Raw genomic sequence first — 26,060 nt, 5'->3', positions numbered from 1 at the left:
TATAATTTTCGGTTTACCCATTTATTTCGCCCTGATTCGAGGAGTGCCATGGCACGCGAGAAAGCCAAGGATACGCGCAAGGACAGCCCGAAAGGTCGCACTGCCAAGGCCAAGGCCAAGGACAAGCTCGCGCTGATCATCGAAAGCCCGGAAATTGCGCCGCTTGATGCCGAGGTCCGTCGCACGCGACTGAAGACCCTGATTACCCTCGGCAAAGAGCGTGGCTATCTCACCTACGCCGAGATCAGCGACCACCTTCCTGACGATGTAGCCGATGCCGAGCAGATCGAAGGCATCATTGCGACGTTCAACAACATGGGCATTCAGGTCTACGACGCAGCCCCCGCTGCCGAAGACCTGCTCATGTCGGACAACGTTGCCTCCACGGTGGACGAGGACGTCGCCGAGGAAGAAGCCGAGCAGGCGTTGTCGACCGTCGACTCCGAGTTTGGCCGCACGACTGACCCGGTGCGCATGTACATGCGTGAGATGGGCACCGTCGAGCTGCTGACGCGCGAGGGCGAAATCGAGATCGCCAAGCGTATCGAGGACGGCCTCAAGCACATGGTTCTGGCCATTGCTGCGTGCCCGACCACGATCGCCGAAATGATCGATATCGCCGACAAGGTCATCCGCGAGGAGATGCGTATCGACGAAATCGTTGATGCCGTGATCGACCCGAATGCACCGACCGCCGAAGAAACCGCCGCCGCCGCAGCCGAGGCCGCTGAAGAAAGCGCCGACAGCGACAGCGACAGCGACGATTCGGACGACAACGACGACGATAGCGACGACGACAGCGACGGCGACAGCGAAGGCGCTGCCAACGCGGCATCGCTGCTGCAACTCAAGACCGACGCGCTGGCCCGCTTCGAGGCAATCCGCGGCCACTACGAGCAGATGATGAAGGTGCTCGCGGATAAAGGTTCGCAGGACAAGGCTTACCTTGAGTACCAGCAACTGATCTCTGAGGAACTGATCAACATCCGCTTTACCGCGAAGTCGATCGAACGTCTGTGTGACTCCGTGCGCCGCATGGTAGAGCAGGTGCGCGGACATGAGCGTCACATCCTGCAACTGTGCGTCAATCGCGCAGGCATGCCGCGTCAGCACTTCATCAAGATCTTCCCCGGTCACGAAACCGACTCCGACTGGATCGACAGCGAGCTCGCCTCGAACAAGAACTATGTCGATGCCCTGTCGCGCGTACATCCGGCGATCACCGAAGAACAGGCGAAGCTGCTCGACCTGCAGGACAAGATCGGCATCCCGCTGAAGGAGCTGAAGGACATCAACCGTCAGATGTCCACCGGCGAAGCGAAGATGCGCCGCGCCAAGCGCGAGATGACCGAAGCCAACCTGCGCCTCGTGATCTCGATCGCCAAGAAGTACACCAACCGCGGCCTGCAGTTCCTCGACCTCATTCAGGAAGGCAACATCGGCCTGATGAAGGCTGTCGACAAGTTCGAATACCGTCGCGGTTACAAGTTCTCGACCTACGCCACCTGGTGGATTCGTCAGGCCATCACGCGCTCGATCGCCGACCAGGCACGCACCATCCGTATCCCGGTGCACATGATCGAAACGATCAACAAGATGAACCGCATCAGCCGTCAGATCCTTCAGGAAACCGGTGCCGAGCCCGATCCGGCAACGCTGGCCGAGAAGATGGAGATGCCCGAGGACAAGATCCGCAAGATCATGAAGATCTCCAAGGAGCCCATCTCCATGGAAACGCCGATCGGCGACGACGACGACTCGCACCTTGGCGACTTCATCGAGGACACCGCAACGCTGGCCCCGGCCGAAGCTGCGATGTACTCGGGCCTGCGTGACGCCACCGGTGAAGTGCTCGACTCCCTGACCCAGCGTGAAGCCAAGGTGCTGCGCATGCGTTTCGGCATCGAGATGAACACCGACCACACGCTGGAAGAAGTTGGCAAGCAATTCGACGTCACGCGCGAGCGTATCCGTCAGATAGAAGCGAAGGCCCTTCGCAAGCTGCGTCACCCGAGCCGTTCGGAGAAGCTGCGCAGCTTCCTCGACAGCGACGCGTAACACGCTACCGCCTGTCAGGTACGCCTGAAAGGGCAAAGGGCCTCTAGCTCATGCCTGGTTAGAGCAGCGGACTCATAATCCGTTGGTGCTGGGTTCGACTCCCAGGGGGCCCACCATGGAATCAAGGGGTTAGAGACTTTTTCTCTAACCCCTTTTCTTTTTTGCTGCATTCTTGCTGCAATTGAAAGGTTGCCGGCAAAACCTGCCCACGCGTGAAGCAGGCAGAAAATGGCAAGCTCATGAGCCTGCCCACACACGTGATCGCAATAAGCGCTTCAACGGTGACTGAATCGCGATTGTTTGGCTTTGGCTAATCTTTTTTCCCCCGCCCAAGAGATCTGGAGATGTCGGCATGAGGACAAACCTGCAAGTGCCCTTTGCTGAGAAGGACGAGGCCAAACAGCTCGGCGCGCGCTGGGACCCGAAAGCCCGCGTCTGGTACGTCAAGGACGCAGCTGACCTGACGCCCTTTGCAAAATGGCTCACGACCTCCGCACAACAGCCACAGCCCACTTCTGGAGCGAAGCCGGCTACGCCTGGCCGCACTCAGTCACCCCCTGTACAGAATACGGGCGCCGGGTTTTTCGTACTGGCGTGCGATTGCCTTCCATGGGAAGGGTGCGCAAAGTGCCAGGAAGTGGTGAAGAAACGGGGATGGGGCGCATGAAGCCAGTCTCGCCGGTGAGTTGGCGAATGAAGCACCTGCGTGGCTGAGTGAGGCCCAACGGGTATCAACGGCCAGCCCATGCTCTACACCACGACCACCTTTCGCTTACCGGCACACCGATGTCGGGTTTTCTGGTTTTGGGTACAACCCCGCTTTCTCAAACGGTGACGAAGTCTGCGCCCGGCACCGGATGACCCAGCAAATAGCCTTGCAGCTCGTCGCAGCCCAGATCCACAAGCTGACGGCGCTGCGACTCCATTTCGACACCTTCGGCAATAACCCGCATCCCCAGACTGTGGGCAACCGCGATGATGGCGGACACAATCGCAACCGCGCTTTCGCCCGTCAGCATGGCTCGCACGAAGGTCTGATCGACCTTCAGCGTATCGATGGGGAAATGCTGTATGTACGCGAAACTCGAATAGCCGGTGCCGAAGTCGTCCAGCGCAATCGTGACACCGAGCCCCTTCAGACGCCGGAGCATTTCTTCGGCCTGATCCACCTTGCCCATCAGCATGCTTTCAGTCAGCTCGAGCTCCAGCAGTGCAGGATCGAGGCCTGTCTCCTGGAGAATGGCGGCCACCCTTTCAGGCAGGTTTGCAGAACGAAACTGCCGTGCCGACACGTTGACCGCCACGCGCAAGGGCGTGCCCGCCGCCTGCCAGGCGAGCGCCTGCTCGCAAGCCGTCCGCAACACCCACTCACCGATCCGTTCGATCAAGCCGAGCTCCTCCGCCAGCGGGATGAAGCGTGCGGGCGAAACGGCACCGAGTTCGGCATGCGTCCAGCGCAACAAGGCCTCCGCGGCAATGACATGACCCGTGCTTGCGCTCATCTGCGGCTGATAGACCACTGACAGTTCGCCGTTCCCCAAGGCGTGGCGCAAAGCCTGTTCGAGCATCAGCCGGTCCTGCACCAGCTCATTCATCTCCGAGGTAAAGAAACGTATGGCATCGCGCCCGGCTGCCTTGGCCTGGTACATCGCAATGTCCGCGCGTTTGAGCAGCGTCTCGTCCTCATCGCCATCACGCGGGTAGAGACTGACTCCGATGCTGGTCGTGACAAAGAACTGCCGACCTTCGATTTCGACCGGCGCGGTCAGAATCTGCTGCAGCCGACACAGCACAGCATAGGCCTGCTCCTCGCCATCAAGATCGGGAAGCAGCACGACGAACTCGTCTCCTCCTTGGCGGGCGGCAGTATCGCCATCACGGAGCACACCCCGCAAACGTTGCGCGACTTCGCACAGCAGCCGGTCGCCTGTGCGATGACCAAGGTCGTCGTTGATGCGCTTGAAATGATCGAGATCGAGGTAGGCAACCGCCAGCACGCGCTGATGCCGCTTTGCGGTGATGATCGCCTGCTCGAGCCGGTCATCGAGCAGGGAGCGGTTGGGCAGGCCGGTCAAGGGATCGAAATGCGCCTGATGCTCAAGTTGCTGCAGATAGCGCATGCGCTCGGTGACATCCTTGATCACCAGTACCACGCAGTCGCTATCCTCCCCTCGAACCGGCTCAACCGCACATTCGGACCAGAAGCTCGCCCCGTCGGCCCCAACCCCTTCGAGCTCCAGCACCGATTCGCGAAGGGAGGCGAGCGCCCCGTCCAGCGCCGCGACGCCGCCCCGATCGAGAACGCCGAGCACGTCCGACGTACGACCGATGAGCGCCTCCTTGGACATCGCCAGAATCTTCTCGGCGGCCGGATTGACATCGCGAATCACGAAAGCACCGTCTTCGGCATGCAGGATCAGCACGCCGTCACGCGTTGTCTCAATCGCACGCTCGCGCAGGATCAGCGCACGCTCCGCACTCTTGCGCGCCATCTCGCTGCGCTGGCTCATCAAGCCGTAGCCAAGATCCTCCGCCAGCTCTTTGAGCAGTGCGACACCACTTCGATCAAGGTCGCGGACGCTACTTGCACCGATGGATAACACGCCCAGCAGACGCTCTCCTCCGTGCAGCGGAAAGGCAATCATGGCCTCGCATCCGTCGCGCAACGCCGCATCTCGCAACGCAGGATCGAAGTCCTCACCAGAGGTCAGATGCACCGGCTCGCCCGCCTGCAGCGCGCTCAACGCAGGCGCCAGTACCTGCCCTTCCCCCGCACCCAGCACGGCGCACAGTCGCTGCGCCTCGCCTGCCGACGCGACGCGCCTGAGCCTGCCGTCGGGGTCCAGACAGTCGATCAGGGCCAGCCGGAACCCGCCTGTATGCACCAGAATCCGGCAGATGGCAGAGACCAGGGCCGACTCGTCTTCGGAATGAACAAGGGCCTCGTTCCCTCTGCTCAGGGTGCGCAGCGTACGCTGCAAGCGCAGCATCGGCCGCATCACCAGGCGCTCGATGGTCACTTTCAGCCCGATCATCAAGAAAACCGCCATCAGCACCATCGCCACGCCGACGGTGTAGCGCAGCCGCACCGCGCTGCGGCCAAACTCCTCGACGTAGCCACTGGCACCCACCACCCAACCCAGCGACTCGCTGTGCTCGAAGGCCACAAGCTTGCTTCGGGGTTCGGTCTCGCCGCGCTCCAGGTTCTGCCACTCGTAGGCGATCACGCCCTGCTGATTCGCCAGCATGTTCGTGACAAGTTGCTGCCCGACCTCATTGAGCGGAGACCGAGGGTCATCGCCCGTCTGAAGCGGGTGGGAGATGAAGTGGCCGTAACTGGGGCCCGGGTTGGCATCAACCACATACAGATAGCCACTCTCGCCGATCACGAACGTTCGCAGTCGTTCCCGCAGAGGCTTGAGCGCGCGGATGAGGTCTACGCCGACAGCCATCAATCCCACCAGCCGCCCCTTTTCATCACGTGCTGGAACGACCTCAAGCAGATAGTGCCGATCCCGAATCATGACCCGGCCACGCCACCGCTGACCGGCCTCCAGCAAGCCGATCGATGCGGGCTCCAGCCGCAGGATCGGCGCCACGTCGTCATCTCCCCACTGAGTCGAGGCGATGACCCGAAACCCGTCGCCTTCGCGAGAGAGCACGGCAGCCAGCGTCCCGCGAAGATCGCCGCCGTAGCGCGCCAGTTCGGCGGAACGCTGACTCACCGCCACACCATCGATGAAGAAATCCGGCGTGCGGCCTGCCTGCGGAGAGCCCGAGTAAGCGCCGCCATAGCGCAAGGCCATGGCATCCGCGAGCTGGGTGAGGCCATTCCCGAGCGTGGCGTACTGCGTTTCGACGAGATCGTGCGCCAGGCGGCTCAAGGCCTTGAGCTGCCCCTCGGCCTCGGCGCCCGACTGCCTCACGAGATAACGATCACCCATCACGAGAACAGGCAGCATGACGATGCCGACGATCACGATGACGATCGCCAGCAACTTGCCACGGAGTCCTTGATGCGAGGCTTGAACCATTAAATATCCATTCATTTACTGCTTTGCACTGCATCTTACCCATTTTGGGGCATCGGCAGCGACGCAAAACGGTTTCATCGTCGTTAAATACCGTGCCTGCAAAAGCGTCGGGAGCGCCACACCACCAATGAGTACGGTAAGCTCGGGCGCCAACCCGAATTTTCCCGTTCAGATCCATGTCCTCCGAGTTCGAGCTGATTCACCGCCACTTCACCCGCCCCACGGCGCATACCGACCTTGCCGTCGGCGATGATGCGGCACTGATGCGCCCGCGCCCGGGCATGCAACTGGCCGTATCGACTGACATGCTGGTGGCCGGCACCCATTTCTTTGCCGACACCGATCCGCACGATCTTGGCTGGAAGACCCTTGCGGTGAACCTGTCTGACCTCGCCGCCATGGGTGCGGAGCCGCGCTGGGCCTTTCTTGGCCTGACCCTGCCGGGCGCCGACGAAGCCTGGCTCGCGGCGTTTTCGGCGGGCCTGTTCGCCTGCGCATCGCACTACGGCGTTGATCTTGCCGGCGGCGATACCACACGCGGACCACTCACACTGAGCGTCACCATCCTTGGCGAACTCCCTGCGGGCAAGGCCATCACGCGGGCTGGCGGTCACACCGGTGACGATATCTGGGTCTCCGGGCAGCCCGGACTGGCCGCACTCGGGCTCGCAGCCCTGCAAAACAGGATAGACCTTGGCCCGACCGGACGTGAGCACTGCATTCGCGCCCTGCAGCACCCCACCCCCCGGGTCGAACTCGGCCTGGCGCTGCGCGGCGTCGCCAGCGCCATGCTCGATGTCTCGGATGGCCTGCTGGGCGATCTCGGCCATATCCTCGAGCGTTCGGACTGTGGTGCCGAAATCGACATTGCCCTGCTCCCCCTGGCCGAACTGCGTGCGACGGGGGCCGACGAGGCCCAGGCGCGGCGCGCGCTGCTCGCAGGTGGCGACGATTACGAACTGCTGTTCTGCGCCCCCGCCGAGCGCCGTGACACCGTACTCAAGATCGCTCATGAGCAGGGCATTGCATTGCACCGCATTGGCCGCCTCACCGGCCCCCCCCGCCAGTTGATGCTGCGCGAGACCGATGGCCGCCTGCTTTCTCCCATGCTTTCCGGATACGACCACTTTGCCTGAAACACGCCCCACCACGCGCTTGCTGCTGAGCCACCCGGCCCATTTCATTTCACTCGGATTCGGCTCGGGGCTCTCGCCCAAGGCCCCGGGCACAGCCGGCACACTGCTGGCATGGCTGCTCTATCCCTTGCTGCGCACACCGCTATCGGAAGCGACCTTCCTCGCGCTGGTGTGCGCGCTCTTCGTTGCCGGCATTCTGGCAGCCGAGCGCACCGGACGCGCGCTCGGCGCCTCCGATCACGGCGCCATCGTCTGGGACGAAATGGTCGCGATGTGGCTCGTCCTCGCCTTCACACCCGCAAGCCTGATCTGGCAGGCGGTTGCAGTGGCGCTGTTCCGCCTGTTCGACATCACCAAGCCACCGCCCATCCGCTGGGCCGACAGCCGGGTCAAGGGCGGTTTCGGGGTCATGCTCGACGACCTTCTTGCAGCGGGCTACACCCTGCTCTCCCTTGCCGTACTCGTTGCCATTTTCGGCGCCTGAACCCATGGACAACACGCTAGAACACCTCTCGGCCCGCGTCGGCGAGGCCCTGACCCGCAAGGGCTGGATGCTGGGCACCGCAGAATCCTGCACCGGCGGCTGGATTGCCGAGGTCGTCACCGCCACGGCGGGCAGCTCGACCTGGTTCGACCGCGGCTTCATCACCTACTCGAACGCGGCAAAGATCGACATGCTCGACGTCAGCACCGGGACGCTCGCTGCGCATGGCGCGGTGAGTGAAGCCACGGTTGCGGAGATGGCCACCGGCGCCCTGAAGCACAGCCTTGCCAGCATTACCGTCGCGGTTTCAGGTATTGCCGGGCCCGGCGGCGGCAGTGCGGCAAAGCCGGTGGGCACGGTTTGCATCGCCACTGCGCTGCGCCGGGGCGATGTCTTCCCCACCACCCGCCACTTCGATGGCGACCGCGAAGCCGTGCGACGGCAGACCGTCATTGCCGCACTTGAAGAGGTCCTTCGCCTTACCGATTCGGACAGCAGCATCTCAGCAAGCTCTGTGCCATAATTCGCGTCTCACTCAGGAAGGACCACTCATGGACGACAACAAGGCCAAGGCGCTTGCCGCCGCGCTCTCGCAAATCGAGAAGCAATTCGGCAAGGGCTCGATCATGCGGATGGGCGACGGCAGTATCGAGCGCGACATCCAGACCGTCTCCACCGGCTCGCTCGGGCTGGACATTGCCCTCGGCCTGGGCGGCCTGCCGCGTGGCCGCGTAGTCGAGATCTACGGTCCGGAATCGTCCGGCAAGACCACGCTGACCCTCCAGGTCATCGCCGAAATGCAGAAGCTCGGCGGCACCGCATCGTTTATCGACGCCGAGCATGCGCTCGACGTGGGCTACGCTGAGAAACTCGGCGTCAACATCGACGACCTGCTGATTTCCCAGCCCGACACCGGCGAGCAGGCGCTCGAAATCGCCGACATGCTGGTGCGTTCGGGCGGCGTGGATATCGTCGTCATCGACTCCGTCGCCGCACTGACCCCGAAAGCCGAAATCGAAGGCGAGATGGGCGACCAGTTGCCAGGCCTTCAGGCACGACTGATGTCGCAGGCGCTGCGCAAACTGACCGCCAACATCAAGCGTACGAACACCCTCGTGATCTTCATCAACCAGATCCGGATGAAGATCGGCGTCATGTTCGGCAGCCCCGAAACCACCACCGGTGGTAACGCCCTCAAGTTCTACGCATCGGTCCGCATGGACATCCGGCGTACCGGCGCCATCAAGAAGGGCGACGAAGTCGTCGGCTCGGAAACGCGCGTCAAGGTGGTCAAGAACAAGGTCGCCCCGCCGTTCAAGGAGGCGCACTTCGACATCCTCTACGGAGAAGGCATCTCCCGCGAAGGCGAGATCATCGACCTCGGCGTGACTTACAAGATCGTCGACAAGTCCGGCGCCTGGTATTCGTACAACGGCGACAAGATCGGCCAGGGCAAGGACAACTCACGCGAGTTCCTGCGCGCAAACCCGGCGCTGGCTCGCGAGATCGAGAACAAGGTCCGCGCAGCCGTCGGACTGGGCGAAATGGCCGCGCTCGGTGGCGCGGCACCCGTCGCTTCCGAAGCCTGATTTCCGCCCCGCCCGGACGCTGACCCCTGATGGGCGAACCGAGTCTGCGCGAGCGCGCGCTGCGCCACCTCGCCCGTCGGGATCACTCGCGGGCGGAGCTCGCACGCAAGCTGTCCCCGTATGGCAGCGCCGAGGAGATCGAAGCCGTACTGGTTCGCATGAGCGAACTCGAACTGCTCTCCGACACCCGGTTTGCCGAAGCGTGGATTCGCAGCAAGGCCGCCAGGTTTGGCAGTCAGCGTCTGCGGCACGAACTCGCGAGGCGTGGCGTATCGAAGGCCTTGATCGACGAGGCCATCGAGAGCGAATGTGTGGAATCCGAACTCGACCGCGCACGTGCAGTGTGGCAGTCTAGATTCGGCCTCGCCCCTGACGATCGCCGCGAATGGGCGCGACAGGCGCGTTTCCTGCAAACCCGTGGTTTTTCCACTGACGTGATCTGCAAACTGTTGAAAGAAGACCCTGATGAGTCTGCTTAAGGTCACCGACCTGCAAAAGCGCTACAAGGCACGCACAGTCGTTCATGACGTTTCGTTCGAGGTCGGCTCGGGCGAAGTGGTCGGCTTGCTGGGCCCCAATGGCGCAGGCAAGACAACCTGTTTCTACATGATCGTCGGTCTGGTGCGCGCCGACGGCGGCGAGATCACGCTCGACGACGCCCGCCTGACCGATCTGCCGATCCACGCTCGTGCGCGCCTGGGGCTGTCATACCTGCCGCAGGAAATGAGCGTGTTCCGCAAGCTCACGGTCGCCGAGAACATCCGCGCCGTGCTTGAGCTCCGCGGGCTGCCAGTGGCGCAAATCGACGAGCGCCTGGAAGAGTTGCTCCAGGAACTCGGAATTACCCACCTGCGCGACAACACCGCCATCTCGCTGTCCGGCGGCGAACGCAGACGGTGCGAGATCGCCCGCGCGCTCGCCACCGACCCGCGCCTCATCCTGCTGGACGAGCCGTTTGCCGGCGTAGATCCGATCGCGGTCCTCGACATCCAGAAGATCATCCGCTTCCTGAAGGAGCGCAATATCGGCGTGCTGATCACCGACCACAACGTGCGCGAGACCCTCGGCATCTGTGACCGCGCAACCATCATTACCGAGGGGCGCGTGCTTGCCAGCGGCAAGCCGCACGAGATCATCGCCAACGAGCAAGTGCGCCAGGTCTACCTCGGCGAACACTTCCGCCTCTGATTCCGGCACGCACCCTCGACTGGCATCATGAAACCGACCCTTCAGCTCAAGCTCTCGCAGCACCTGACGCTCACTCCGCAGCTTCAGCAGTCCATCAAACTGCTGCAGCTCTCCACGCTCGAGCTCAACCAGGAAATCGAACGCTTTCTGCTGGAAAACCCGATGCTCGAGCGCGAAGACGGCGACGGCAGCGACTTCGCACCGGCCGCTGTCGGCAACGATGCGCAGCCCGCAACCGAGACCCCGCGCGAGACCAGCACCGAGACCACCCAGGAAGCCGAGCCCCGCAACGAGAACGAATCGGCCGACTTTGACGAAGGCATGGACTGGTCGGGCACCGGCAGCGGCGCCAGCAGCAAGAGCGACGACGACGAGGACAGCGACTTCCAGGAGTTCCAGGCCGCCGGCACCTCGCTGCGCGACTATCTCGACCAGCAGGTTGCGCTGTCCCCCCTGTCGGACCGTGACCGCCTGCTGGTGCGCTTCATCATCGAAGCACTCGATAGCGACGGCTACCTGCACCAGGAACTTGAAGACCTGCTCGAACTGCTCCCGCCCGAGCTCGACTACGACCTCGACGACCTCGCGATTGCCCTGCGACATGTGCAGCAGCTCGAACCGGCGGGGATTGGTGCACGCACCCCGCAGGAGTGTCTCGGCCTGCAGCTGCGGGCCATGCCTGCAGGCAGCTGCCGTGACCTGGCGCTGGTCATTGTCGAACAGCACCTCGAACTGCTGGCCGAACGAAACTTTGCGAAGCTGAAGCGCCTCACCGGGTGCGACGACGACGCCCTGCGCGATGCCCAGGCGCTGGTCTGCCGACTCGACCCGCACCCGGGCTCACAGCATTCCAACGAAGAAACCCGTTACGTGCTGCCCGATGTCGTCGTGCGCAAGATCCGCAACCGGTGGACGGTGTCGCTCAATGCCGAAGCCATGCCACGCCTGCGCATCAATCAGCTCTACGCGAGCCTGCTGCAGCAGAACCGCGGCCAGGGCGGCGGCCTCACCGGCCAGCTGCAGGAAGCACGCTGGCTGATCAAGAACGTACAACAGCGCTTCGATACCATTTTGCGTGTATCTCAGGCCATCGTTGACCAGCAGCGACAGTTCTTCGATCATGGCGAGGTGGCAATGCGTCCATTGACCCTCAGGGAGATCGCGGACCAGCTCGAGCTGCATGAATCCACCGTATCGCGTGTCACCACTCAGAAGTACATGGCGACACCGCGCGGCGTATTCGAACTCAAGTATTTTTTCGGCAGTCACGTTGCCACTGACACCGGTGGTGCGGCCTCCTCTACGGCGATTCGTGCATTGATTCGCCAGCTGGTGGATGCCGAAGACAGGAAGAAACCCCTGTCCGACGCAAAGATTGCCGATCTGTTGGGCCAGCAGGGTATCGTGGTCGCGCGGCGCACAATCGCCAAATACCGCGAATCACTCAATATCCCGCCGGTCAGTCTGCGTAAAGCGCTTTGATACCAAGAGGAGTTACCATGAATCTCAACATCACCGGACACCACGTTGAAGTGACCCCGGCCATCCGCGAGTACGTCTCCGGGAAGCTCGACCGCGTCATCCGCCACTTCGACAACGTTACCAGCGTGAACGTGATCCTTTCCGTTGAGAAACTCGACCAGAAGGCTGAAGTCACCGTGCACGTGCGCGGCAAGGACATCCACGTCGAAAGCTCCGACGCTGACCTGTACGCAGCCATCGACGCAATGACCGACAAGCTCGATCGCCAGGTGCTCAAGTACAAGCAGAAGAGCACCGATCACCACCACGACTCGCACAAGCACCAGACCCCCGAGGCGTGATTTTTCACCAGGCCTTTCAGCCCCAGGTGAAGTTATAATCCGCCGCTTAATTTGGCGGCCCGGCTTCACCCGGGCCTGAGAGACCTTTCAGCGTTGCGTCCGCTCCGGCGGCGCTGCGTGAGCCCCAAAGCGCATGAGCCTCATCTCCCAACTCCTGCCACTTTCGAACGTGGTTGCCGACCTCGACGCCAGCAGCAAGAAGCGCGTCTTCGAGCAGGCCGGCCTGTTGTTCGAGAACAATCAGGGCATCGCCCGCAGCATGGTGTTTGACAGCCTGTTTGCGCGCGAACGCCTCGGATCGACCGGCCTCGGCCAGGGCATAGCCATTCCCCACGGCCGCATCAAGGGCCTGAAGGACGCAGCCGGCGCCTTTCTCCGTCTCGAAGCCCCGGTGCAGTTCGATGCGCCCGACGGCCGTCCGGTGAACATGCTGTTTGTCCTGCTGGTACCCGAACAGGCCAACGAGACCCACCTTCAGCTCTTGTCGGAGCTGGCACAGATGTTCAGCGATCGCGGCTTCCGCGAACAGCTGCAGGCCGCACCCGACGCACAGGCACTCCACACCCTGTTCAACGACTGGGGTTCCGATGCGACAAACGAGCCTCTCGCAGCTGTATGACGACAACCGCGAACGTCTGCAGCTGACCCATGTCAGCGGCAGTATCGACGCGGTTCTCTCTGTTGCCGAAGAGCGCATCTGGCCGGCCGACCTGATTGGCCACCTCAACCTGATTCACCCTACCCGCCTGCAGATCCTCGGCGCAGCCGAGCTGGCCTGGGCGCAGCGGCAATCACGTGACAAGGTCGCACACCACCTCAACGACATCCTGTCGGCACACCCGCCTGCCTTCATCCTTGCCGATGGCTGCGAAGTGCCCAATATTGTCCACGGCGTCTGCGCGGCGCACAACGTCGGGCTGTTCACCACACCCCAACCGGCAGCCGGGGTCATCGACCAGCTGCGCCTTTACCTGTCACGACAGCTCGCCGAAAAGGTGTCGCTGCACGGTGTGTTCATGGACGTGCTCGGACTTGGCGTGTTCATCACCGGCAATTCCGGCGCCGGCAAATCCGAGCTTGCGCTGGAGCTGATCTCGCGCGGTCACGGCCTGGTTGCCGACGACATCGTCGAGTTCTCGCGGATCGCGCCCAGCGTACTCGAGGGCCGCTGCCCCGAACTGCTGCAGGACTTCATCGAGGTGCGCGGACTCGGCATTCTCAACATCCGCACCATCTTTGGCGAAACCGCCTGTCGCCGCAAGATGCGCCTGCGGCTGATCTGCCACCTTGAACGCCGTCAGCCGGGGCAGGACGACCCGACCCGGCTTCCGATGCAGCGCGAACATCAGAACATCCTTGGCGACTCCGTCCCCCGCGTCACCCTGCCAGTTGCGGCCGGCCGCAACCTTGCGGTGCTGCTCGAGGCGGCGGTGCGCTCGACCATCCTGCAGTTGCGGGGAGTGGACTCCACCCAGGAGTTTATCGAGCGCCAGATCAAACTGCTCGAAGCGGACAAGCCGGACGGCACCGCCTCCGATCTCGCGAACTAAGGGTACTCCCCCTTGCGCCCGGATGTTTTTTCGGGCACTGCGCTTGCCGCAGTGCCGCATCGACTGCTACCCTCAGCCCCTTTACCGCAGTGCGCTCGCACAAAGCCAAAGCCATGACCGCCGCAAGCCCGGATTATCTGGAACGTATTCTCAACGCCCAGGTGTACGACGTCGCCATCGAGACGCCACTGGATTTCGCCAGCAATCTCTCCGCCCGAATTCACAATCAAGTGTATTTCAAGCGCGAAGACATGCAGCCGGTATTCAGTTTCAAGCTGCGCGGTGCATACAACAAGATGGTCAAACTGTCGCCCCAGGCCCTGCAGCGGGGCGTCATCTGCGCCTCGGCCGGCAATCACGCCCAGGGTGTGGCGCTGTCGGCGAAGAAACTCGGTGTCCGTGCGGTCATCGTCATGCCCAGCACCACGCCACAGATCAAGATCGACGCGGTCAAGGCCAGGGGCGGTGAAGTCGTGCTGGTGGGCGAGTCCTACTCCGATGCCTATGCCCACGCGCTTGAACTGGAGAAGGCCGAGAAGCTCACCTTCGTCCATCCTTTCGACGATCCGGATGTAATCGCGGGCCAGGGCACCATCGGCATGGAGATCCTGCGCGCCCACCCCCAACCCATTCATGCCGTATTCTGCTGCGTCGGCGGCGGCGGCCTGATCTCAGGTGTCGCGGCCTACATCAAGCGTCTGCGCCCGGAGACCCGGATCATTGGCGTCGAAGCCGTCGATGCCGACGCGATGACGCGTTCGCTGGCGGCCGGCAAACGGGTGGCGCTCGATCAGGTAGGCATCTTTGCCGATGGTGCTGCCGTCAAGGAGGTGGGCCGCGAAACCTTCCGCCTGTGCCAGCAATATGTCGATGAGATGATCCTGGTCGATAACGACGCGATCTGCGCCGCAATCAAGGACGTGTTCGAGGACACCCGCTCGATTCTCGAACCCGCCGGCGCACTTGCGGTTGCCGGCGCCAAGGAATACGCGCGCCGCAACAAACTGCGTGACAAGCACTTGGTCGCGATCGCCTCCGGCGCCAACATGAATTTCGACCGTCTGCGCTTCGTGGCCGAGCGTGCAGAGCTTGGCGAGCAGCGCGAAGCGGTACTTGCAGTCACGATCCCGGAACACGCGGGCTCCTTCCGCAAGTTCTGCAGCCTGCTCGGCAATCGCAACATCACCGAGTTCAACTACCGTTATGCCGATGCCGAGAAGGCACACATCTTTGTCGGCGTGACGGTACATAACCGCAACGAAGCCACGCGACTGGTCGAAATGCTGGCGCGTCACGATCTGCCGGCCGTCGACCTGACCGACGACGAACTGGCCAAGACCCACGTCCGTTACATGGTCGGTGGGCGCGCGCCCCAGGCAGAGAACGAGGTGATCTATCGCTTCACCTTCCCCGAGCGTCCGGGCGCCCTGATCAACTTTCTGTCGAATCTGCGTTCGGACTGGAACATCAGCCTCTTTCACTATCGCAACCACGGCGCCGACTTCGGCCGGGTACTGGTGGGCATGCAGGTTCCGCCGGAAGACAACGGCGCCTTCGATGCGTTTCTCGAGCGCCTCGGCTACGAGTATGTCGACGAGACGACAAACCCGGCCTATCGCATGTTCCTGTCATGACCCCTGCAGGATGGCAGCCGCACAACCGCTGCCATCCTGCCCGCAAACCCTGCATCAAGCAGGCAGATGTCACATCCCGGCGCTTGATAACTTAGTTCTTTTGTAATAGAAATAGGCTTGCCGGAGCTGATCCGGCGACATGCGCATGATGTCGGCGTGACTGAGGTGCGCGACGCTGCAGCGCGGAGCCATGGAGACTCGTGGCTGCATTGAGGATACTCGTGACTTCCCCGCTCTCTCTTCAATTTGCTCGCTGGCTTCTCGTGCTCTTCGGCGCCGCCATGATTCAGGGCGTCGCTTTCGACGCGCACGGGCACCAAAGCCGCCTTGATCGCATCCTCGACGAGAAACGCGTCCGGATCTGCATCTGGCCGGAGTACTTCGGGGTGACATACCGGGACCCGGCAACACGCGAATTGCGCGGCATCGACATCGATCTCGCGCTCGAGCTCGGTCGGGAGCTGAACGTCGGCGTCGAATTCGTCGACAGCAGTTTTCCCCGCCTGGCGAAGGACTTGCTCAGCGACAACTGCGACGTCGCGATGTTCGGTGTCGGGATCACCGCCGAGCGTGCAGAGAAGCTTCAATTCACAGCCCCCTACCTCGCGAGCGACATTTATGCGGTTGCCGCCCGCAGCAGCGGTCGAGTCAAGCGGTGGGATGACATTGATCAACCGGGAATCGTCGTTGCCGTCGCCAAGGGCACGATCCATGAGCAGGTCATGGTCGACAAGCTTCGTCACGCCAGGCTCGCGATACTCGGATCACCTCATGCGCGTGAAGAGGAGGTTGCATCCGGCCGTGCCGACGTTTTCATGACCGACTACCCTTTTAGCCAGCGCATGCTCGACCGGTCCGACTGGGCGCGCCTGATTTCGCCCGGCACCCCCTACCACATTACGCCATACGCATGGGCTGTAGCTCCTGGTGACGCCACTTGGTTCAAGCGGCTCGAAACCTATCTCCAGGCGATAAAGCAGGATGGACGACTGGTACGCGCCGCGCGACGCCACGGGCTCGAGCCCATCGTCATCACACGCTGAACACGGATTCGAGATGAACGCACGACGTCGCAGGCGACTCGCTGATTTCGGCTTCCTTGCCCTGCTTTGCGTCTGTGCGCTACTGGCTTGGGCGGGTTTCGAGTATCACTTCTCAAGGGTCCTTGAGGACGTGCGCACTGCGCATGAACAAGTTTTGCAGCGCGACACCCGTCATCTGAACACGCACATCGGACATCTGCTACGGAACGTCGATCTCAACCTGATTTCCCTTGGACGAGCCATCGACGCCGATGCTCCATCACCTGAATGGACCAGCCGTCTCGAGTCCGTGATCCAGCACATCCCCTACCTGCGCTCGCTCTCTGTGGTGGCCGCAGACGGCACGGTCATAGCGAGCACCACGCCCGAGAATCGGGGAACAGCGCTCAGGCTCGACAGCTACCACCCTCCCGATCGTACCCGGGGAGACATCCTGCAGATCGGCCCGCCACACGCCGGGCGCGACCTTGCCGACGCCCGGCCGGCGGATGATTCGCTGACGCCGACACCCGACCTGGGCTTTGTCCCGATTGCACGTTCATTCAGACCGGGGAACGCGCCCCCGGTCGCGCTTCTTGCCACCTTGGACCTCGACTACCTCGAACGTATTCTCGACGACTTCAGAACCACCCATGGCGACCGCATCAGCCTCTTCCGGCTCGATGGAATACGCCTGCTCGATACCGCAACCGCAGACACGGCGCTGCAGCAACTCGAACAAGCGCTCGCCCTTCGCTGGCAGGCAGGCGAAACGGCAGGGATGCAGACACTGGACGGCGAACAGGGGCACCTGCTTGTAAGCTACCAACTCAACGAGCGTCTTCCATTCGCAGTGGTCATCAGCAGCGCGCTCGACGAGGCACTCGCAGGCGCGTATGCCGAAAGCCGCAGCAGCGCACTCATCTTCCTGCCGCTGAGCCTGCTCGGGCTCGGCTGCACGCTGGCCGCCTATCTGTATTTCCGACGCGCCGGACAGCATGAACGAAGCCTGCGCCATCGCGCCGAGGCGCGCCGCCACCTCCTCGAAAGTGCGCTCAACGCGAGCGCCACCGCCGTTGTAATCACCGGTACCGACGCGCGCATCGAATGGGCCAATCCAGCCTTCACCACCCTCACCGGCTATGGCCTGAGCGAGGCAGTCGGGCGCATGCCCAAGGAACTGGTTCGATCCGGCCAACAAAGCCGTGAGTTCTACGAAAGCATGTGGCGCACCATCCTCTCGGGCGCGGTATGGCGCGGGGAGCTCGTCAACCGGCGCAAGGACGGCAGCCTGTATGACGAGGCGCTCACCATTACACCTGTGCGCGATGAGCAGGGCACACTGACGCATTTCATCGCCATCAAGGAAGACATCACCGCTACCCGGGCCGCGCGCAAGGATCTGCAGGCTGCCTACGCCCGCTTGCAGACCGTGGTCGACCACTTCCCGGGCGCGGTGATCATGGAAGACATGCAGGGACAGATCACCCTGCTCAACGACAAAGTCTTCGACCTCATGAATATGCCGCGCCCGCCGGGCAATCTCGCGGGCGCATCGATCAAGAGCCTCACGCTCGCCGCCGGCAAGCTCAGTCTGGACCCGACGACATTTGCGCAACGTCTCGACATGCTGCGCGAGCGCGCGCAGACCGTCTATGGCGAAGAACTGGCACACCGCGACGGGCGCTGGATTGAGCGTGACTTCATTCCGATCCGGAGCACGGGAAGCACTGACGCACTGCTGGGCTTCCTGCGCGTCTATCGCGATGTGAGCGCTCGCAAGCAGCAGGAGAAAGCTCTGTGGCTGCTTGCCACCACCGACCCGCTGACAGGTGTTCGCAACCGTCGCGCGTTTCTGGACAAGGTCGATGCTGAGCTGGTTCGGGTGCGCCGCTACCGCAACAACGCGGCGCTGATGATGCTGGACCTCGATTACTTCAAGCGCGTCAACGACCTGCACGGCCATGCGGCAGGCGATGCCATGCTGTGCCACGTTGTAACGCTTGCGCACTCGCTGCTGCGAGCGTCCGACCTCATCGGCCGTCTGGGCGGCGAGGAGTTCGCGATCCTGCTGCCGGCTACCGGTTTGGCGGGCGCGCTCGAACTGGCCGAACGCCTTCGCAGCACGCTTGAGAACACCCCACTGGTCTACCAGAACCGCGACATCGGCGCGACGACCAGCATCGGTGTAAGCCTGATGCAGGCTGACGACAGCAATGCAGAAATGATTCTGGCCCGCGCCGACAGCGCACTCTACGCAGCCAAGCACAACGGCCGCAACCGGGTGGAGCAGGCCTGAACCAGCGCCCGCCCGAGCACTCCCCGCTCAGGCTTCGGCAGCCCGAAATGTCCCTGCCTCTGTCACCAGCCAGTCCATCGCCCGGTCGTGGGCCTGGGGCAGCACGGAATCAACCCGTCCCAACTCGAACCCGACCCCGACAGTCACCGTTCGCATGATCGCCAGCGTACGGTCGAAATACCCGCCGCCATAGCCAAGGCGAAAACCCTGCGCATCGAAGGCATTGAGCGGCACCAGCACCACGTCGGGCACGACAGCCGCGCCCTCACCGGGAAACGGAATGCCATGACGATCGGTCTGAAGCAGCATGCCGGGTCGCCAGCAGCGAAATATCAGGGGTGCGTCCTTCTCCAGCACGACCGGCAGGGCGGCACGACGGTCCGCGTCGGCTGTCAGCCAGCACGTCACCCATTCGCGCAAGTCGGGCTCTGCACGATACGGCCAGCAAAACGCAAGGACACGGGGCTGCAGCGCGGCAACAAGCTGATCAAGGTGGGTTTCGAGCTGGCGAACACGCCCGGCGCGGGACGCCGGCGAAAGCGCTTCGCGAGCAGCCAGCGCACGATCGCGAAGCACGCGTCGCCGAGCCTGGATATCGTCGGAAAGGGCAGGGAAACTGGCAGTCACTGTGATATGGTGATTCGATCTTAAACGGGGATGTTACGGGATGCACAAGGCTTCATGGGGAATGCTGTTCGCAGCATGCCTGGTATTTGCGACGAGCGCTTTCGGACAACAGGGAGAGGCGCGAATTCTCGCCGCCCGGGAGGCCATCCGCACAGGTGATCGCAACACGCTGGAACGGCTGGCGCAACAACCCGACACCCACCTGCTCGACCCCTATGTCCGCTACTGGCTGCTGCTCAACAAGCTTGCCCGACCCGATGCGCCCCCCGCAACCGAGCTGGCAGACTTCCTGATGCAGGAGGCAGGCTCAGTGCTTGCCGAACGCCTGCGCGCCGACTGGCTGCGAAGGCTCGCCAAGGACAGCGACTGGGCCGGCTTTCTGCGGCTCTATCCGGATCTGCAAAGCCCTGACGGCGAGCTGCGCTGCCATCACTGGACCGCCAGGCTCATGAACGGCGATCGCGGCGTACTGGCCGACGTCGCTGCACAATGGCACGACCTCACCGACGCACACAGCGCCTGCGACACCGTGCTGCGGGCTGCCGTCAGCAGCGGGGTCGTGAGCGCCGACGACGCGTGGTGGCGCTTCAGGCGACAGGTCGAAAACCGCAATACCGGCAACGCACGCAGCACGCTTGCATGGCTCGACGATGGCGACAGCAGCGCACTCGAACAGGTCATGAAGAGCCCGGCTCAATACCTCGACCGCCTGCCCGCCAATTTCGCCACCAACCGCGGCGGCCGGGAACTGGCGCTGGCCGCGCTGGTCCGCCTCGTCCGCGAAGACATGCCCGGTGCGCACGTGCGCCTGATCCGCCTGCAGGACCGGCTCGGCGCCGATGACCGCGCCTATGTCTATTCGGCCCTCGCGCTGCGCGCATCGTGGGCGCAGGACAGGATGGCCAGAGACTGGTTCAGTGCTGCCGGCGACATTCCGATGACGGCCGAACAGCGCGCGTGGCGCGTTCGTTCAGCACTGCGCGACAACGACTGGAACGCAGTGCTTGGGGCGATCGAGCGGCTGAACGCGGATGAACAGCAGCAAGCGGAGTGGATCTACTGGCGCGCCCGCAGCCTTGCCGGCCTCAACCGTCGTGCCGAGGCAGAAGCGCTCTATGCCCGCATAGCAGGCGCCCCCCACTTCTACGGCATGCTCGCGGGCGACGAACTCGGGCGCCCCTTTGTTGTTTCGCCCGGTGCCACGGCATTGAGCGCGGATCAGCTTCGCCTCGCCGAGGACGACCCCGGGTTGCGCCGTGCCATCGCGCTGTTCCAGCTCGACATGCGGACCGAGGCCGTGCGCGAGTGGAACTGGTCCTTGCGCGGACAGGACGAGGTATTCCGGCTCGCGGCCTCCCGCCTCGCCCTCAAGTACGATATTTTCGACCGCGCCATCAATACCGCCGAACTCGCCAGCCCGAACGGCGCCTTTGATCTGCGCTTTCTCACCCCGTACCGGGATCTCATCGAACCACAGGTCCGCAGCCAGGGTCTGGACATGAACTGGGTCTACGGCCTGATGCGCCAGGAGAGCCGCTTTGTCGTCCCCGCGCGCTCGAGTTCCGGCGCACAAGGCCTGATGCAGGTGATGCCGGCCACGGGCAAGTGGGTCGCAGGCAAGATCGGCATGAGCGGCTACCATCAGGGCCTGCTGGCCGAGCCCAACACCAACGTGCAGCTCGGCACCAGCTACATGCGCCTCATCCTTGAAGATCTCGACAATCATCCGGTGCTGGCCAGTGCAGGCTACAACGCCGGGCCGGGACGCGCCAAGCGCTGGCGCGACGCGCGTCCGCTGGAAGGTGCAATCTATGTCGAAACCATTCCCTTCGACGAAACCCGCGACTATGTAAAGAAGGTCATGGCGAATACCGTGATCTATGCAGCCATGCTCGACGGCCAGCCACAGTCGCTCAAGGCGCGGCTTGGCACCATTGCACCGCGGCCGGACGCACAATGACCCCATTCACATTAGTCGCTAAACTCATGCACTACGCGCCGGAGCAACAATCACGATGATTCCACAACGTGTCGTTCTGATCGGCGGTACCGGTTTTCTCGGCACCGCCATCGCCAACAGGCTGGCTGAAGCCGGCGTCAGCGTGCTGATTCCGACGCGCCGGCGCAGTCGTGCAGGGCGTGTATTGCTCCTGCCCAACGTCGAGGTGATCGAGGCCGACTGCCATGACGAGGCAACCCTTTCCCGCCTGTTTGCCGACGCCGATGCCGTGGTGAACCTCGTCGGCATCCTGCACTCGCGCAGTGCGTCGCCCTACGGGCCCGACTTTGCCCGCGCCCATGTCGAACTCCCGGAAAGGATCGTAGCCGCCTGCAAGACAGGCGGCGTGCGACGGCTCATTCACGTCAGCGCGCTCGGCGCCGATGCCGATGGCCCTTCCGAGTATCAGCGCTCCAAGGCCGCAGGCGAACTCGCCATCCGCGCCGCCGCGCCCGAGGTCGAATGGACCATCCTGCGACCGTCGGTCATTTTCGGCCGCGACGACAGCTTCCTGAACCTGTTCGCAAAGCTGGCCTCGGTCTTCCCGGTCCTGCCGCTTGGTGGCGCAAACGCCCGCTTTCAGCCGGTCTATGTGGAAGACGTTGCCGAGGTGGTGTGGCGCTGCCTCACCGACACTTCGGCCAACGGCCAGACGCTGGAACTTGCCGGGCCAAGCGTCTATACGCTGCGCCAGCTGGTCGAGTACGTCTCCGCGCTGGTCGGCCACCCGCGCCCGGTCATTCCGCTCCCCGAGGGCCTCGCGATGTTTCAGGCCAGGCTGATGGAGCTCGCACCGCAGCCCTTAATGAGCCGTGACAATGTGCGCTCGATGCGTGCTGACAACGTTGCCAGCGGCACGCCCCTGCCCTTCGGGCTGGTCCCGACTGCGATCGAATCGGTCGTACCAGGATGGCTCGGCAAGGCCACACAACGCGCCATGTATAACCCCCTGCGTCGCCACGCGCGACGCTAACCCCTCCCTTAGACGGAGTCCCTGATGAAACTGATCATCGGCAACAAGAACTACTCGTCCTGGTCCCTGCGTGCGTGGCTGGCAGCACGTTCCGGCGGCTTCACCTTCGAGGAAATCCGCATCCCGCTGTTCATTCCGGGTAGCCGTGAGCACATCCTCTCGCATTCGCCCTCGGGCAAGGTACCCTGCCTCATCGACCATGGCTTCGTGGTATGGGATTCGCTCGCAATCGGCGAATACCTGGCGGAGAAGAACCCGCAACTGTGGCCGACCGAGGTCGCAGCGCGGGCCGTTGCAAGGGCGGCAAGCGCCGAAATGCATTCCGGATTTGCGCACCTGCGCGAACACATGCCGATGAACATCCGCAAAGACTACACCGGCAAGGGGCACACCCCGGAGGTCGACGCCGAGATCGCCCGCGTGGTGGCGATCTGGAACGACTGCCGCGCACGCTTCGGCAAGGACGGCCCCTACCTGTTCGGCCGCTTCAGCATTGCGGATGCGGCCTTCGCCCCGGTCTGCTACCGCTTCAAGACCTACGGCGTGAAGCCGGAAGGCGCTGCCGCGGAGTATCTGGCCACCATGCTCACCAATCCGCACATGCGTGAATGGGAGGCTGCAGCACTGGCCGAGACCGAGTCCATTGCCTCAGAGGATCTCTACGGCTGATGCGTGCATTCGTTGTTGGCGGCGCAGTACGCGACGCACTGCTCGGACTCCCGGTAAAGGATCGCGACTGGGTCGTGGTGGGCGAAACGCCGGAAGCCATGCTCGCGCGTGGTTTCCGCCCGGTGGGCAAGGACTTCCCGGTCTTTCTGCACCCCGCCAGCAACGAGGAATACGCCCTCGCCCGCACCGAACGCAAGAGCGGGCGGGGCTATACCGGATTCGTGTGCCACGCCTCGCCTGACGTCACCCTCGAGCAGGACCTGCTGCGTCGCGACCTGACGATCAACGCCATTGCGCGTGATGCAGAGGGCAATCTGACCGACCCCTATGGCGGCGTCGCCGACCTGAATGCGAGGCTCTTTCGTCACGTCAGCCCGGCGTTTGCCGAAGATCCGGTGCGCATTCTGCGCGTCGCCCGCTTTGCAGCGCGGTTCAGTGAGTTCAGCCTCGCGCCGGAAACGCTCACGCTGATGCAGAACATGGTCAGTGGGGGCGAAGTCGATCACCTCGTGCCTGAACGCGTCTGGCAGGAACTGTCCCGCGGCCTGATGGAGGACTCACCGTCGAGGATGATCCGCATCCTGCGTGAGTGCGGCGCACTGGCGCGCATCCTGCCCGAAGTTGATTGCCTGTTCGGCGTACCGCAACCGGAGCAGCACCATCCGGAGATCGACACCGGCGAACACGTGCTGATGGTCATCGACGCATCGGCTCGCGGAGGCCACCCCCTGGCGGTGCGCTGGGCCTGTCTGCTGCACGATCTTGGCAAAGGCACCACCCCGGAAGCCATCCTGCCGCATCATTACGGCCATGAAATGCGTGGCGAGCACATGGCACGCGCAGTGTCGGAACGCCTGAAGGCGCCGACAGAATGCCGCGACCTCGCGGTGATGGTGGCTCGCGAACACGGCATTCTTGGCCAGATCGACATCCTGCGCACCGAAACCGTCGTCAAGGTCATCGAACGCTGCGACGCGCTGCGACGCCCCGAGCGCTTCCTGCTGATGCTCGATGCCGCAGCCTGCGACTATCAAGGCCGCGGGGGAGAGCGTTCAGCACCGTGGCTGCCAGCAATACGCTGGCGGCAGATGCTCGATCGCATGCGAGCCATCGATGCCGGCAGGATCGCCCGCGAATGCACCGACAAAAAACAGATTCCCGAGCACATCCACTGCGCACGCCTGGCAGCGGTCAAGGCAGTCCGCGCAGAAACTTCCGGCGCTGAATGAGCATCATCACACGGTCACACGCTCAGATCGCGCGCAAGATGAGCCAGGCAAGCAGGGACAGCAACACCGTCGTGGTGAAGGGGAAGTGATAAGCTTTGCCCCTGAAACGGAATGCAAGATCTCCGGGCAGGTGGCCAAGACGCAGGCGCTGAGCCGTGCCGGGCTGGATCAGGCCGGTGAGCACCACGATCAGCATGACCACCACAATCCACTTGAGCATCGACCACTCCACGCAAAGATGCCGGATTAGACCCCTTCAGGGGCGAACACCGCAACCAACAGAGCCTACAAGAAATGATCACCCTCCATACCTGGGCCACGCCGAACGGTCGAAAAGTATCGATCGCGCTGGAAGAACTCGGACTGGAATACGAAACCCGCGCAATCGACATCACCCGGAAAGATCAGTTTGCGCCCGAATTCGCCGCGCTCAACCCCAACAACAAGATTCCGGTACTCGTCGACAGTGAAGGGCCCGAAGGTCAGCCGTTCACGGTGATCGAGTCCGGGGCAATCCTGATCTACCTGGCCGAAAAATGTGGCCGACTGCTACCCACTGATGCGCGCGAGCGCAGCGAGGCCTTGCAGTGGCTGATGTTCCAGATGAGCAGCGTCGGGCCCATGCTTGGACAGATCCATCACTTCCTGCGCTTTGCGCCGGATGTCATTCCTTACGCAATCGACCGCTATTCGCGAGAGGGCGCGCGCATCTACGGCGTGCTCAACACCCGCCTCAAGGGCCGCGACTGGCTGGCCGGCAGCACCTACTCGATCGCAGATATTGCGACTTACCCCTGGATTGCCCGCCACGAGTGGCAAGGTATCGACCTTGCCCGATTCCCAGAGGTGCAGCGCTGGTCAAAAGCCATGACTGCACGCCCGGCAGTGCGGCGCGGCATGGAGATTCCCCAATGAATGCATCACGCTTCGGCGACCTCGAAGTCCTCTGTCACAGCCCAGAGAAGGACACGCCCCACGCCACCCCGCTGCTTTTCGTCCACGGCGCCTACACCGGCGCCTGGTGCTGGGAAGAGCATTTTCTGCCCTGGTTCGCAGCCAGGGGATGGACTGCTTACGCGGTATCCCTTTCAGGACATGGAAAGAGCCTGCACCACGACCACCTCGACTCGCTGTCGATCGACGACTATGTGCGCGACCTGACCCAGGTGATTGCGCGCCTGCCGAGCGCTCCAGTGCTGATCGGTCATTCGATGGGTGGCCTGGTGGTGCAGAAATACCTCGAACGGGCGACAGCCCCTGCGGCAGTGCTGATGGCGTCGGTGCCGCCACAAGGTCTGATGGGGTCGGCTTTCGGGCTGATGTTCAAGAAACCGCACCTGCTGGCCGATCTCAATCGCCTCATGAATGCAGGAGAAGCTCAGCTGGAGAGCCTGCGCGAAGCCCTTTTCCATCAACCGATCGAAGAAGCAACGCTGCGCCGCTACTACGCGCTGAGCCAAGCAGAGTCGCACCGCGCGATCTGGGACATGACGCTGTTCAACCTGCCCCAGCCTGCGCAGATGCACGATGTGCCAATGCTGATCCTCGGTGCGAGCCACGATCAGCTCATCCCGCCCGACCAGGTGCATATGACCGCCACCACCTACGGACTAACTGCCGAGATCTTTGACGATATCGGCCACGGGATGATGCTGGAACACGGCTGGGAAGGCGTCGCGAAGCGCATCGCGGAGTGGCTCGAGTCGCAATCGCTTTAAATCCCTTGGCTGACGGCGACCTGCTGCG

The 26,060-nt window shown here is 63.0% G+C and carries 24 protein-coding genes and 1 tRNA gene; 22 read left to right on the top strand and 3 right to left on the bottom strand.

Going from position 1 to position 26,060, the window contains the following annotated elements:
• Positions 1-48 precede the first annotated feature (48 nt).
• From rpoD to CEW87_RS22800, 3 genes are all read left to right on the top strand, one after another.
• Positions 49-2,058, top strand: a complete 2,010-nt coding sequence (gene rpoD / locus CEW87_RS12025; protein WP_108973297.1) for an RNA polymerase sigma factor RpoD — start codon at positions 49-51, stop codon at positions 2,056-2,058.
• A gap of 37 nt (positions 2,059-2,095) precedes the next feature.
• Positions 2,096-2,174: transfer RNA gene (locus CEW87_RS12020), tRNA-Ile, on the top strand.
• A gap of 236 nt (positions 2,175-2,410) precedes the next feature.
• Entirely contained in the window at positions 2,411-2,725 is a 315-nt protein-coding gene (locus tag CEW87_RS22800; RefSeq protein WP_108973295.1) for a DUF5710 domain-containing protein, read from the top strand.
• Positions 2,726-2,882: 157 nt separating this feature from the next.
• On the opposite strand, the gene CEW87_RS12010 is transcribed toward CEW87_RS22800, so the two are convergent.
• Entirely contained in the window at positions 2,883-6,092 is a 3,210-nt protein-coding gene (locus CEW87_RS12010; RefSeq protein ID WP_159098157.1) for an EAL domain-containing protein, read from the bottom strand.
• 176 nt (positions 6,093-6,268) lie between these two features.
• On the opposite strand from CEW87_RS12010, the gene thiL reads away from it, so the two are divergent.
• The 13 genes from thiL (at position 6,269) to CEW87_RS11945 (ending at position 18,817) form a co-directional block, all read left to right on the top strand.
• Entirely contained in the window at positions 6,269-7,228 is a 960-nt protein-coding gene (gene thiL / locus CEW87_RS12005; protein WP_108973292.1) for a thiamine-phosphate kinase, read from the top strand.
• A complete protein-coding gene (locus tag CEW87_RS12000) occupies positions 7,221-7,712 on the top strand; it encodes a phosphatidylglycerophosphatase A (protein ID WP_234418930.1) in 492 nt (163 codons plus the stop codon). Before thiL ends, CEW87_RS12000 begins: the two co-directional genes overlap by 8 nt.
• 4 nt (positions 7,713-7,716) lie before the next feature.
• Positions 7,717-8,235 carry a CinA family protein gene (locus CEW87_RS11995; RefSeq protein WP_108973290.1) on the top strand — a complete coding sequence of 173 codons (519 nt, stop codon included), beginning with the start codon at positions 7,717-7,719 and terminating at the stop codon, positions 8,233-8,235.
• A 28-nt stretch (positions 8,236-8,263) separates the two neighbouring features.
• The gene (recA, locus tag CEW87_RS11990; protein ID WP_108950968.1) at positions 8,264-9,301 is read left to right on the top strand and encodes a recombinase RecA; all 1,038 of its coding nucleotides are present in this window, start codon (positions 8,264-8,266) and stop codon (positions 9,299-9,301) included.
• 29 nt (positions 9,302-9,330) lie between these two features.
• Entirely contained in the window at positions 9,331-9,780 is a 450-nt protein-coding gene (gene recX / locus CEW87_RS11985; RefSeq protein WP_108973288.1) for a recombination regulator RecX, read from the top strand.
• Positions 9,767-10,489, top strand: a complete 723-nt coding sequence (gene lptB / locus CEW87_RS11980; protein ID WP_108973286.1) for an LPS export ABC transporter ATP-binding protein — start codon at positions 9,767-9,769, stop codon at positions 10,487-10,489. The genes recX and lptB overlap by 14 nt, the downstream gene beginning before the upstream one ends.
• A 27-nt stretch (positions 10,490-10,516) precedes the next feature.
• Entirely contained in the window at positions 10,517-11,971 is a 1,455-nt protein-coding gene (locus CEW87_RS11975) for an RNA polymerase factor sigma-54 (RefSeq protein ID WP_108973284.1), read from the top strand.
• Positions 11,972-11,988: 17 nt separating this feature from the next.
• Positions 11,989-12,312 carry a ribosome hibernation-promoting factor, HPF/YfiA family gene (hpf, locus tag CEW87_RS11970; RefSeq protein WP_108973282.1) on the top strand — a complete coding sequence of 108 codons (324 nt, stop codon included), beginning with the start codon at positions 11,989-11,991 and terminating at the stop codon, positions 12,310-12,312.
• 133 nt (positions 12,313-12,445) lie between these two features.
• Complete coding sequence (ptsN, locus tag CEW87_RS11965) at positions 12,446-12,931, top strand: PTS IIA-like nitrogen regulatory protein PtsN (protein ID WP_108973280.1); 486 nt, start codon at positions 12,446-12,448, stop codon at positions 12,929-12,931.
• Positions 12,900-13,862 carry an HPr(Ser) kinase/phosphatase gene (gene hprK / locus CEW87_RS11960; protein ID WP_108973278.1) on the top strand — a complete coding sequence of 321 codons (963 nt, stop codon included), beginning with the start codon at positions 12,900-12,902 and terminating at the stop codon, positions 13,860-13,862. The genes ptsN and hprK overlap by 32 nt, the downstream gene beginning before the upstream one ends.
• A gap of 113 nt (positions 13,863-13,975) precedes the next feature.
• A complete protein-coding gene (gene ilvA / locus CEW87_RS11955; RefSeq protein WP_108973276.1) occupies positions 13,976-15,496 on the top strand; it encodes a threonine ammonia-lyase, biosynthetic in 1,521 nt (506 codons plus the stop codon).
• A gap of 221 nt (positions 15,497-15,717) precedes the next feature.
• Complete coding sequence (locus CEW87_RS11950; protein ID WP_234421521.1) at positions 15,718-16,539, top strand: substrate-binding periplasmic protein; 822 nt, start codon at positions 15,718-15,720, stop codon at positions 16,537-16,539.
• A 13-nt stretch (positions 16,540-16,552) separates the two neighbouring features.
• Entirely contained in the window at positions 16,553-18,817 is a 2,265-nt protein-coding gene (locus CEW87_RS11945) for a diguanylate cyclase (RefSeq protein ID WP_159098156.1), read from the top strand.
• A gap of 27 nt (positions 18,818-18,844) precedes the next feature.
• On the opposite strand, the gene CEW87_RS11940 is transcribed toward CEW87_RS11945, so the two are convergent.
• On the bottom strand, positions 18,845-19,393 hold the full coding sequence (locus CEW87_RS11940) for a 5-formyltetrahydrofolate cyclo-ligase (RefSeq protein WP_234421520.1): 549 nt from the start codon (positions 19,391-19,393) through the stop codon (positions 18,845-18,847).
• Positions 19,394-19,484: 91 nt separating this feature from the next.
• On the opposite strand from CEW87_RS11940, the gene CEW87_RS11935 reads away from it, so the two are divergent.
• From CEW87_RS11935 to CEW87_RS11920, 4 genes are read left to right on the top strand one after another with little or no spacing between them, the layout of a single operon-like run.
• Entirely contained in the window at positions 19,485-21,404 is a 1,920-nt protein-coding gene (locus CEW87_RS11935; protein WP_108973272.1) for a lytic transglycosylase domain-containing protein, read from the top strand.
• 55 nt (positions 21,405-21,459) lie between these two features.
• Complete coding sequence (locus CEW87_RS11930; protein WP_108973270.1) at positions 21,460-22,416, top strand: complex I NDUFA9 subunit family protein; 957 nt, start codon at positions 21,460-21,462, stop codon at positions 22,414-22,416.
• Positions 22,417-22,440: 24 nt separating this feature from the next.
• On the top strand, positions 22,441-23,085 hold the full coding sequence (locus CEW87_RS11925) for a glutathione S-transferase family protein (RefSeq protein WP_108973268.1): 645 nt from the start codon (positions 22,441-22,443) through the stop codon (positions 23,083-23,085).
• Positions 23,085-24,314 (top strand): multifunctional CCA addition/repair protein, encoded by a 1,230-nt coding sequence (locus tag CEW87_RS11920; protein WP_108973266.1) that lies wholly within the window; start codon positions 23,085-23,087, stop codon positions 24,312-24,314. Before CEW87_RS11925 ends, CEW87_RS11920 begins: the two co-directional genes overlap by 1 nt.
• 22 nt (positions 24,315-24,336) lie before the next feature.
• On the opposite strand, the gene CEW87_RS11915 is transcribed toward CEW87_RS11920, so the two are convergent.
• The gene (locus CEW87_RS11915) at positions 24,337-24,534 is read right to left on the bottom strand and encodes a DUF2905 domain-containing protein (RefSeq protein ID WP_108973264.1); all 198 of its coding nucleotides are present in this window, start codon (positions 24,532-24,534) and stop codon (positions 24,337-24,339) included.
• 74 nt (positions 24,535-24,608) lie between these two features.
• Between CEW87_RS11915 and CEW87_RS11910 the strand changes: the two genes are divergently transcribed.
• Positions 24,609-25,229: a glutathione S-transferase family protein gene (locus CEW87_RS11910; protein WP_108973262.1), complete on the top strand. Its 621-nt coding sequence runs from the start codon at positions 24,609-24,611 to the stop codon at positions 25,227-25,229.
• The gene (locus CEW87_RS11905; protein WP_108973261.1) at positions 25,226-26,032 is read left to right on the top strand and encodes an alpha/beta hydrolase; all 807 of its coding nucleotides are present in this window, start codon (positions 25,226-25,228) and stop codon (positions 26,030-26,032) included. The genes CEW87_RS11910 and CEW87_RS11905 overlap by 4 nt, the downstream gene beginning before the upstream one ends.
• The last annotated feature ends 28 nt before the right edge of the window (positions 26,033-26,060 follow it).

Source organism: Parazoarcus communis, assembly GCF_003111665.1.
Taxonomy (GTDB): Bacteria; Pseudomonadota; Gammaproteobacteria; order Burkholderiales; family Rhodocyclaceae; genus Parazoarcus; species Parazoarcus communis_B.
This window is presented reverse-complemented; position numbering and strand designations above follow the sequence as displayed.